Below are 8,326 nucleotides of genomic sequence, written 5' to 3'. Positions count from 1 at the left end.
CGCTCCGACCGGGGGAGGTGGCGGAGGTGGTGGGGGAGGAGGCGGAGGTGGGGGCGGGGGAGGAGGCGGCGGGGGCGGAGGCGGAGGCGGAGGCGCCAGGCCGACGGGCGGCGCGCCGGGGAGCGCTGTCGCCGGTCCCCGGGCGTCCTGCGGGACCGGCCGGCCGGAGACCGTGGTCGGTGGGCCAACGATCACGCCGACGACCCGGCGCAGCAGCCCGGCCCGCACCGGGGCCTCAGGCTCCACGGCCGCGGCGGCGGGCGCGGTGACCGCCACCTTCTCCCCGGTCCACTCCAGGAACTCCCCGCACGAGCCGCAGAACGTGTCGGTGTCGCGGTTGGACCGCCCGCATTCCCCGCAGACGATCACGGCGTCCCCCCGGACTGGTGGGCCTCGACGCGGACCTGGTGGTCGAAGGAGAACACCAGGCTGTTGGGCTCCAGTTCGATCCGGTCGGCCTCGGCGCCGCGTTCCCGCGTCACCGGGTTGGCGCTGAACAGCCGGACGTCCTCGACGACGTCCACGCCCCGGACCTGGTGCAGCAGCGCGTGGATCTCACCGAGCCGCACCGCGCGGCCGAAGGGCCAGCCCCGGCCGTCCGGGCCGCCGCCGGGCAGCGGGTTGAGGTAGCGGGCCAGCGCGGCCAGCGCGTCGGCCCGCACGTCGACGGTGTCGAGCCGGGGCCGGGCGACGAGCCGGGCCACCACCGTCAGGCCGCGGTAGCGAGGCGGTTCGACCAGCACGGTCGTGCCGACGAGGCGTACCCGGTCGAGGTGCTCGGCCAGCCGGGCCAGCGTCTCGTCCGGGGGCACCAGGTCGGCCAGGCGGACCTTGCCGCCGTCGTCCGGCGCCGCCGGCACGACGAGCACCTTCACCGTGGCCGACGGCAGCCCGGCGTCGCCGGCGGTGATGCAGCGGATCCGGGCGGCCTCCGGCACGGCCTGGCGGGCGAGGACCTCGTAGTCCTCCGCGGTGACCGCGCGGGCCGTGGTGCGCAGCGCGACGCCGCCGCGGTCCCTGGCCTGCGCCACGGTCTCCGCGTCGGTGCCGCCGGTCGCCGACGTCGCGTTGCCGACCTCGGCCACGAACGGGATCGACGAGCGCAGCGTGGTGATCGTGCCCGCGCCGACGTTGCCGGCCGTGCCGCCGCCCACGGCGTAGTCACGGACGCGCACCGCGGCGCCCCGCTCGGGCACCGCGCCGTGCTGCACGGCGCCGCCGCCGGCGTGGCGGACCAGTGGACCGAAGGTGATCTCACCGGCGTGGGCGTCGAGGACGAAGTGGCGGTCGTCCGGCCCGCTGGCCGCGAAGTGCCCGACCGGGTGCCACTGCTGCCAGCCGGTGTCCGAACTGACCTGCACCACCGGGTCGCCGGCCCCGGCCAGCACCGGCCGCGACCCGACCGCGAACACCTGTCCCGGCGAGCCGTCCGAAGTGCCGAGGTGTTCTTCGCGGATCGACCGCGCGTTGCGCACCGGGCCGCTGACGCCGACCGTGCAGGCGGTCACCCCGGACAGCGTCGGCGAGTCCCGGTAGCCGGGCCTGCCGGGGTCCGTCGCGACCACCCTGGCCCGCAGCCACCCCGCGCGCAGCCCGTCCAGCAGGCTCATCCGGTGCTGCCCGGGCACGTCCAGCACGACGTCCCCCGGCCGGTTCAGGCCGCCCGTCCCGTCGATCAGCACGCGGCAGCGGTGCCACGTCGTCCCGTCGTGGGCTTCCCACACCAGGGGCGGGTTGCCCGGGTCGACGCCGATGCCGTCCACGTGGCTGTCCAGCCGCAGCCGCACCGCGCAGCGGGGCGCCGCCACGTCCAGGGCCACCAAGAGGCTGTCCCCCGGCCGCGGCACGGGCGAGAACGCCGGAACGGACCCGGCGCGCAGTTCGGTCCCGCGGTCCACACCGGCGTCCGCGTCCGCCGCGCGCGTGCGCACCCCGGCGAGTTCACAGACCACGGCGGTGAAGTCCCGTTCGGTGGCGAACACAACAGGGTCGACGGCCTCGGTGCCCAGCGTGCCGACCTCGGTGCCCGCCGGGATCGTCATCCCGGTGACCGCGGGGGCGGACAACCAGAAGGTGACGTCCGTCCGCGCGGGCGTCGGCGGCAGCAGCCGCACCCCGATCAGGTCCAGGAACTTCACGTGCAGGCGGTCGGGCACCTGGTTCAGCCGGCGGAACAGCTGGTCGACCAGGAACGCGAACGCCTCGATCAGCGTCACCCCGGGGTCGGACGGGGTGTGGTCGGTCCACTCGGGACAGTGCTGGCGCACCATCCGCAGCGCGTCGGCCATCAGGTCGGGGAAGCGCCGGTCGTCGAGGTTCGGGGTGGGCAACGCCATCGCTACCGTCCCTCGCCGTCGAGGTGGAACGGGAACACCAGGCGGTGGCGGTCACCGGTTTCTTCGACGGTGTAGGCGATGTCGACCGACAGCAGGGTGGGGTCGTCCGCGTCGGGCAGCGTGACGACGTCGGTGATCGTCACCCGCGGCTCCCACCGCTCGAGGGCCCGCCGCACCTCGGCGGACAGCTCGGTCGCGGTGTCGAGCGACAACGGCGCGAACACGTAGTCCCGCAACCGGGACCCGAACTCCGGCAGCATCCGCCGCTCACCCGGGTAGGTGGTGAGGATCAGCCGCATCGACTGTTCGAGCCTGCGGTTGCCGTGGGCCAGGTCGACGCCGCCACCCGCGGTGAAACCGAGCGGGTAGCGCCAACCCGAACCGATGACGTCGATCGACATGGTCACTCCTGGTCGTTCCGGCTGCGCTAGTTGAGCTTGATGGGGTTGCCCTTGATCTCGACCGGGCCCTTGCTCTCGATCTTGATGGACTTCTCCGCCGTCAGGCTGAGGTCCGCGCCGCCGCCGATGGTGACCTGGGCGCCCTTTCCCGCCTGGACGTCGATCCGGCCGCCGTTCTTGCAGACCAGTTTCAACGTGCCCTTGACCTGGTCGATGACGATCGCGACGTCACCTTTGGCGGTGCCCAGCACGATCTCGCCCTTGGTCGGGGTCGGCGAACTGCCCGGCGTCCGCTCGTCGTGGAAGGCCAGCCGGTTGCCGTTGGGCGAGACGATGCCCCGCCACACCACGGCCGCCGTGCCGCCGCTGGTGGCGACCGGCGGGCCACCCAGGTCGTGCTTCGCCTTCGCGGTGGTGATGCCACCGAGGACGTAGGGCCGGCGCGGGTCGCCGAACTCGAAGCCCACCAGCACCTCGTCGCCCACCTCGGGCAGGAACAGCGCCGCCGTGGTGTTCCCGGCTCCCGCGTGGGCGACCGGCGCCCAGTCCGTGACGTAGGACGGGGACAGCCACGGCAGGATCACCTGGACGCGGCCCTGCTTGTCCGGGTCGTTGATGTTGCCGACCACCCCGCAGACCAGCCCGGGAATGCCCCGGTCGGCGGTCCGGGTGCCCAGCGCCGCCAGTCCCAGGACGGACCGCTCCTGGCTGCCGCTGACTTCGAACCGCGTCAGGTAGCCGCTCACCCCGAACGTGTGCACGGCCCTCGTCAGCAGCCAGCGTCCCTCGAACGTCGTGCCGACGCCGGTGATCTGCACCGTGCGGCCCGCCAGCAGTGCCGGGTTCCCGACCGCCTCGCCGTAGGCCTCGACGACGGTCCCGGCGAGCCGTTGGGCCGCGCCGGTCGCCGCTTCCCGCGCCGCGCCGTCGATCCCGCTGCCGGTGGCCACCGGCAGCGTGGTCAGCGCCTGGGCGTGGGCGCTCGCCGCGGGGCCCAGTTCGCCGATCGTCGGGTCCGGTTTCGCGGGCGGTGGCCCGGTGGTCGGCCGGAACGTCCTGGTCAACGCGGCGGGATCGGTGCCGGCGAGGTGCGTCGAGGTGGTCGAGGTCGCCACGATCGCGTTGCCGGCCCGTCGCGCCGCCGGATCCCACACGCGTACCTCGGTGTCGGCCACCAGGTTGCCCGCGGTGATCCTCGGCTCGAAGGACCGCAGCGTCGAGGGGTAGGCCAACCCGGCCGTCTTCGCGTTGCGCACGTCCACGGGCTTGGTGAAGCAGAACCGCCCGGCCACGATGCCGACGTCGAAGCCGATCTCGGCGGCCCGCGAGCGCAGGAACTCCCAGTCCGTCTGGTTCACCTGCCCGATGTGCCGGTGCACGGTCCTGGTCTGGTCCACGGTGCCGATCGGCAGGTGGTACTCCTCGGCGATCTTGCTCGCCAGCGCGGAGTCCTTGACGTTCAGGAACGTGCGGTTGCGCGTGCCCCGCTGCAACCGGTGGTCCAGGCTGTAGCCGCGGACCACGGTGCGGCGCAGCCGGCCGTAGGACCCTTCGACGGCGGTGATCTCGCCGGAGACCAGGTCGCTCGGCGTGTCGTCCGCGGCGGACGCGGAGCCGATCGTCACCGCGGTGCCGATGCGCAGCGCCGCCGACGCCGCCACGGTCAGGTCCTGGTCGACGAAGCTGATCTCGAACATGTCCGGCCGGTGCCGGTGGGTGTCCACCACGACCCGGTCGATCCGGTCGGACAGCTCGCCGGACAGCGGCTTCCCGCCGCACGTGATGTCCGGGACGATCCGCACCAGATCGGCGGAACCGAAGACGAACGTGGGCATCGACACGGCTCGCTCCTCTCAGACGACCGGTGTGGAGGCACCGGTGGTGGCCAGGTCGCCGCGGGTCCGCACGGTCACGGCGAGCGTCAGCTTCGCCCGGCTGGGCACCCCCGCCGACGTGAACCGCAGGTAGTGGAAGCTGACCCGCTTGATGGTGACGTCCTCGTCGATCACGACACCCGCGGTACCCGAGCCCAGCCGCAGGCGCAGCGTCTGGACGACGCGCTTGTCCTTGTGCGCCTTGGGGTTCGCTTTGTTGCTGCCGATGTCCGGCTCGGTCCACTTCCAGAGCTTGTCGTAGGTTTCCTTGACGGCCTCGACACCCTCGATGTGCAGGTCGCTCAGCGTGATGTTCTTGCGGTTGTAGACCAGCTCGCCCTCCTTGGCCGTTCCCACCACGAGCGTGCTGTTCTCTTCGGCACCGCGGACGGTCAGCTCTTCGGTCAGCGTCGCGGGGCTGTACTGGAACACCAGAAGGTCGTCCGGGGCCGTGGAGTCCGGGATGGACAGACGCAGCTTTCCCTGCTCCTGGTTGTTCAACCCGGCCGCGCCGCCCGAGGTGGGCCGCTCCGCCTTGAGGAAACCACGGTGCGCCAGGGTGAGCTGCTCGATGGCGATGTCACCGTTCTTCGCCGTCAGCGCGGGTCCCTGCCAGTGGACCGGGATCGCGTCCTGCAGCTCCCAGGTCGCCACCCGCCGCTCCTGTTGCGGCGCGCCGGACCCGGTGGCGCCCTTCGCGTCGTGGGCGAGGGCGGTGAGCAGCGTGATGGTGACGGTCGTGCCGTGGAACCCGGACGACGCCGGCTTGTCGCCGGGCTTGGCGGTCACCATGGCCGCGCCGCCCTCGGCGCTGCCGATCCAGTCGCGCGCGACCTTTTCCAGCCAGTCGCGAACCTGTCCGGACGACGTCTGTTCCATCGCCCGTTCCAGCCGCACGTTCGGATAGCTGATCTGTTCCGGGTACAGGTAGGGGGCCTGGTACTCCCCGCCCGAGCGCAGCTCTCTGGTCTCCAACGCGACCGCGAGGCCGGAACAGCCGGACCAGAGGCCGAGGTTCCGCTGACCGGTCGGGCTCGTGACGACGACCTGGAACCACATGGTCATGCCGTAGCGCGGCGTCGCCGACGGGCCGGGCGGCTTCGGCACGGAGGCGCGCGAGCCGAGTGCCGAGGCGACACCCAGCGGTGCCTGGACGAGGTGGGGGATCGTCACAACGCCCCTCCGCGGCCCGCTTCGTCGTCGAGGAAGCCGGAGTGGGCCAGCTCCAGGGTCTCGATGGCCGGTCTGGCCGCCGTGGAGTCGAAGTCGGCGATCGCCCAGGAGATCGGGAAGAACTGCTTGAGCTCCCAGGTGATCACCGGCGCGCCGAGGTAGTCGAGCATGTGGATGCCGCCGCTGAGGGGAGTGTGGCTGCGGGAGGTGTCCTTCAGCCACCGCTGCACCTTCGCCGACTGCGAACACGCCGCCCGGCTGAGCCGCACCGGCTGGTAGCTGATGTTGCCGGGGAACACCAGTTCGTCGTTGTTGTCGCCGGGCCGGTAGGTGTGCTTGCTCCAGGACACGCTCAGACCGGTGACCCGGGTCCAGGTGCCGAGGTCGTATTCGGCCATGTCGATCTGCACGACGAACCGGTGCGTCATCGCCACCTGGTCGAACAGGAATTCCGACACCTTCGCGTTGAGCTTCCCCAGTCCCACGGTCACAGCCCTCCTATCCGATGTCCACGAGCAAGCCGGCCCGCTCCCGGTCGACGATCAGCTCGGCCCGCAGCCGGGACCGGACGTACTCGTAGATCCGGCCCACGACCTCGCTCAGGTCCACGGTGCGCGGCTCGGCGGGCGTGTCCTCGCGGGCACGCAGGTCGGCGACGGATCCCCGCAGGTCCGCGATCTGCTGGAACGCTGCGGCCACGGCGCGGCCGATCTCGTGGTCCGGTTCGGCCTCGCGCGGCGGGATCCACGGCAGCGTCGGGCCGGACAGGCGGTCCGGCGCTGCCGTGGACGGCGGCTCGGGAACCTCGGGTTCGGCGGCGGCCGGTGACCCGGTGGTGAAGCCGTCCCGCAGCGTCCAGGACGTCGAGGCCGGCACCGGCGGTGGCCCGGTCGCCGGTTCGGCGACGGCGGTGCCTTCCGCGAGCTGGGTGACGGCGGCGGCCGGGAAACCGGGCGCCATCGGCACCGGACCGGCCGCGCGGTGCAGCAGGCCGGCGGGCGCGGAGCCGGTGCCCGCCACCCAGTCTTCGACCGCGAGCGCGGCGTGCTCCAGTTCGTGACCGTCGGCGGAGTCCGGCGACGGTTGTGCCGCGCCGAGGGTCCGCTGCTGGACGGCGTGGGCCAGTTCGTGCGCCAGCAGGGCGCGCACCGGCCGCTCGGTCAGCGGACCCGCTCGATCGGGCAGGAACACCTCGCCGCCGTGGGCGAACGCCCGGGCGCCCAGTTCGGCGGCCCGCTGGGTCACCGCACGCCCCCGGTGCACGGGTATCGGCGCGACCTCCACGCCGAGTTCCTGCCGGAACAGCGTGGTCAGCTCATCGGGCACCGCGACCACGACCGGCCCGGGTGGCAGGGGTGCGGGTGGTGGCGCGGGTGCCCGGTGGTCCAGGACGGCGCGGTACACCGGCCCACCGGTGACCGGCAGCGGCTCCTCCCGAGACGGCGGTTTCTCCGGCGGCTCCGGCGTGGCCCGCCGGTGCGCCGCCGGGTTCGCCGGTCTCCGTTCGCCCGCGTCGCTCGCCGCCTGTCCGGCCGCCTGGTTCGCCGCGGCCGGTTCGGGCCCGGCGCTCGCCGCTGCCGGTTGTCGAGCGGCTTGGTCCGCGGTGGCCGGTTCGACCGCCGCGTTCGCCGCTGCCGCCTGGTCCGCAGTGGCCGGTTCGACCGCGGTGCTCGCCGCCGTCGGCGGCCCGACCGTCCGGTTCGCCGTGGCCGGTTCGGGTTCGGCGCTTGCCGCCGGTTGTCCGGTCACCCGGTCCGCTGCCGGCATCGACGGTTCGGCCGCCACCCTGTTCCTCGGCCGCGGCCAGAGCGGCGCGGCCACTGTGCGCTGCGGTGTGCCACGCCGGGTCTGCTCGACGGGTGGCCGTGGCGGGCCCGGCGCACTGTCCACAGTGGCCGGTGCGGCCGAGGCGGTGGGCACGCCCGGCGTCCGGTCGCTCGGTGCCGGTGACCCGGCCGGCCCGGTCGCCGGGACAGGGCTCGACGCGAGGTCCGCCGACGGGGAACCGGCTGGGACCAGCAGCGGGCCGACCGGGACCGGTGCGGGACCGGCGGACACCGGCTGTGAACCGGCCGGAACCGGCGGGGGATCGGCGGCCGTCGGCAGGGGACCGGCCGATACCGGTCGGGGGCTGTCCGCGGTCGGCGGAGGGCCGGACGGGTCGGGGTCCTCGGCACCGGGACCGGCCGGGTTCGCCGAGCCGGCGTCGGGCCCGGTGCGCGCGACCCGCAGTCCCGATCGACGGCTCTGCGCCAGGTTCGGGCGCTGGGGCCGCAGGGGAGCCGGGGCAGGGTCCGGGCCGGGCTCCGGCGCCGGTGGCGGCTCCGCCACCGACGGCCCGTCCGCCATGCCCAGCAACCCCATCGCCGTGGCCAGGCCCATCTCCTCGTACCGGGCGGCGAGCCGGTCGACCTCCGTGACGTTGCGGAACGGCCGCTCGGGCACCACCGGCTCGGCCACGTACTCCGCTCGAGCCTCGGTCAGCGGCGGGGTGGGCGTCCTGGCCGGCAGCACGGCGAACCTCCGCCGGGGCGTCACGACC

General features: G+C 73.8%; 6 protein-coding genes. All 6 read right to left on the bottom strand.

Features of this window, described 5'->3' with window-relative positions; translation table 11 throughout:
- Positions 1-365: 365 nt before the first annotated feature.
- Positions 366-2,336, bottom strand: a complete 1,971-nt coding sequence (locus ACGFMK_RS48410; RefSeq protein WP_392778674.1) for a putative baseplate assembly protein — start codon at positions 2,334-2,336, stop codon at positions 366-368.
- A 2-nt stretch (positions 2,337-2,338) separates the two neighbouring features.
- Positions 2,339-2,737 carry a GPW/gp25 family protein gene (locus tag ACGFMK_RS48405; RefSeq protein ID WP_392778671.1) on the bottom strand — a complete coding sequence of 133 codons (399 nt, stop codon included), beginning with the start codon at positions 2,735-2,737 and terminating at the stop codon, positions 2,339-2,341.
- Between the two features lie 26 nt (positions 2,738-2,763).
- The gene (locus tag ACGFMK_RS48400; RefSeq protein WP_392778677.1) at positions 2,764-4,572 is read right to left on the bottom strand and encodes a phage baseplate assembly protein V; all 1,809 of its coding nucleotides are present in this window, start codon (positions 4,570-4,572) and stop codon (positions 2,764-2,766) included.
- 18 nt (positions 4,573-4,590) lie between these two features.
- Positions 4,591-5,784 (bottom strand): phage tail protein, encoded by a 1,194-nt coding sequence (locus tag ACGFMK_RS48395; RefSeq protein ID WP_392778668.1) that lies wholly within the window; start codon positions 5,782-5,784, stop codon positions 4,591-4,593.
- Positions 5,781-6,275, bottom strand: a complete 495-nt coding sequence (locus tag ACGFMK_RS48390) for a phage tail protein (RefSeq protein ID WP_392778666.1) — start codon at positions 6,273-6,275, stop codon at positions 5,781-5,783. The genes ACGFMK_RS48395 and ACGFMK_RS48390 overlap by 4 nt, the downstream gene beginning before the upstream one ends.
- A 7-nt stretch (positions 6,276-6,282) precedes the next feature.
- Positions 6,283-8,326: DUF4157 domain-containing protein (locus tag ACGFMK_RS48385; protein WP_392778663.1), on the bottom strand; the 2,044-nt coding region annotated here is incomplete at its 5' end.

The organism is Amycolatopsis sp. NPDC049252 (assembly GCF_043197175.1).
Taxonomy (GTDB): Bacteria; Actinomycetota; Actinomycetes; order Mycobacteriales; family Pseudonocardiaceae; genus Amycolatopsis.
This window is presented reverse-complemented; position numbering and strand designations above follow the sequence as displayed.